The sequence below is a fragment of the Brachyspira catarrhinii genome (genome assembly GCF_005518285.1).
GTDB lineage: Bacteria > Spirochaetota > Brachyspiria > Brachyspirales > Brachyspiraceae > Brachyspira > Brachyspira catarrhinii.
Genome location: NZ_SJDU01000416.1, coordinates 1 through 1856, shown reverse-complemented (window position 1 = coordinate 1856; position 1856 = coordinate 1). Strand labels below are relative to the sequence as shown.

Here is a 1856-nt window from a genome sequence, read left to right as displayed (position 1 = left end):
TCGAGATTTAACAATGTTGTCGTCAGATAAAAATGAAGTGCCTAACGCTAAAATAAATAGATATGATTATTCGGTTGCATATTTATACCCCGGCGCTTTAATATATGACGGTTCTCAAATTCAAGTAAACTCTTCTACGGAATTGTCGGCTAATCCTTCGTATATAACGGTTAAAGCGAATTCGGTTATAGGAAGAAGCGCAATTAATAACGATAACGAAGAAATTAGCTTGCAAAATACGGAAAATAATCAAAACAATAGTCAAGAAACTAAATATATAGATTTGGTATTCGATGTAGACGGAAAAATAAGAAAATATTAAAGAATAGGATAAACATTAGAAAATTATTGATATGAAATTTAAATTAAAATCCGTTTTATTAAATAGAAAATTATTGAACACTATTCTTATCTTTGTTATAATCTTTCTATTGTTTACAAAAAAAGAAAGAATAACGGGAGAGATTAGAGTTGTCGGAACTTCGCTTTTCTACGATTTGGTTATAACTACGGAAGAGAGAGATTATTATTTCGATAAAAAATTTTTTGAAGAATACGCAAAATATCAAGGCGAGATTATAACTATAGAGGCGAAAGTTAAAAAGACAAAATTATGGCTTGCCGATAGAAGCAGATATTTGGAAAGATATAATATTTTATGGGTAAAAAAAATTGATTAAATCCTTGCCTTATATGTAATTATATGTTAAATTATATATTATAAAAAATATAAACTACAAAGGAGTTTTTGTTATGAATGTATTGGTAATCAATTCGGGAAGTTCGAGCATTAAATATCAATTATTTTCTATGCCCGAAGCGAAAGTTTTGGCTAAAGGGCTTTTGGAAAAAATCGGCGAAGAGACGAGCGCTCTCAAACATACCGCGGTTGAAAAAAACAAAGAAAAAAAATTGGAGCAAAGAGTCGCAAATCATAAAGACGGAATGGCGCTTATTTTCTCTCTTTTAACCGATAAGGATGTCGGCGTTATTTCCGATATGAAAGAAATTTCGGGAGTTGGGCATAGAGTCGTGCATGGCGGAGAGGCTTTCAATAAAAGTTCTCTTTTGACGGACGATGCCATAAAAGAAATAGAAAAATATTCCGATTTAAGTCCTCTTCATAATCCAGCGGGTTTGCAAGGAATAAGAGCAAGTCAGGAAATACTTCCAAAAGACACGAAAATGGTTTTATGTTTCGACACAAGTTTTCATCAAACGATTCCAGAGCATGCTTATTTATACGCGATTCCGCACGAATATTACGACAAATATAAAATTCGCCGCTACGGTTTTCATGGAACATCTCATAAATATGTTTACGGAGAGTTTTGCAGAGTTGAAAATAAACCTAACGCTAATGTTATAGTTTGTCATTTGGGAAACGGCGCGAGCGTGACAGCGGTTAAGGAAGGAAAATCGGTAGATACGAGCATGGGACTTACTCCTTTGGAAGGTTTGGTAATGGGAACGCGTTCGGGCGATATGGACCCAGCGGTTGCGACTTTTATAATGGCAAAAGAAAATTTATCTCCGAAAGATATGGATAATATTTTGAATAAAAAGAGCGGGCTTTTGGGAATTTCGGGCGTAAGCAACGATATGAGAAATTTGGAAGAAGAAAAATCAAAAAATCCGAGAGCGGCTTTGGCGATTAAAATGTTCTGCTATAGAATCAAAAAATATATCGGTTCTTATATGGCGGTTTTGGGACATTTGGACGGCATAGTCTTTACGGGCGGAATAGGGGAAAACGCTCCAGAAATAAGAGGACAGATACTCGAAGGAATGGAAGAATTGGGCATAAAAGTCGACACGGCTAAAAACTCCAAAGCGAGAGGTTGCGCTAATTTTGA

General features: G+C 34.9%; 3 protein-coding genes. All 3 read left to right on the top strand.

Annotated features, from left to right (window positions below; genetic code table 11):
- On the top strand, positions 1-322 hold a 322-nt coding region (locus EZH24_RS11075), incomplete at its 5' end, for a hypothetical protein (RefSeq protein ID WP_236847187.1).
- Between the two features lie 31 nt (positions 323-353).
- Positions 354-680: a hypothetical protein gene (locus EZH24_RS11070; protein WP_236847186.1), complete on the top strand. Its 327-nt coding sequence runs from the start codon at positions 354-356 to the stop codon at positions 678-680.
- A 73-nt stretch (positions 681-753) separates the two neighbouring features.
- On the top strand, positions 754-1856 hold a 1103-nt coding region (locus EZH24_RS11065; RefSeq protein WP_137999167.1), incomplete at its 3' end, for an acetate/propionate family kinase.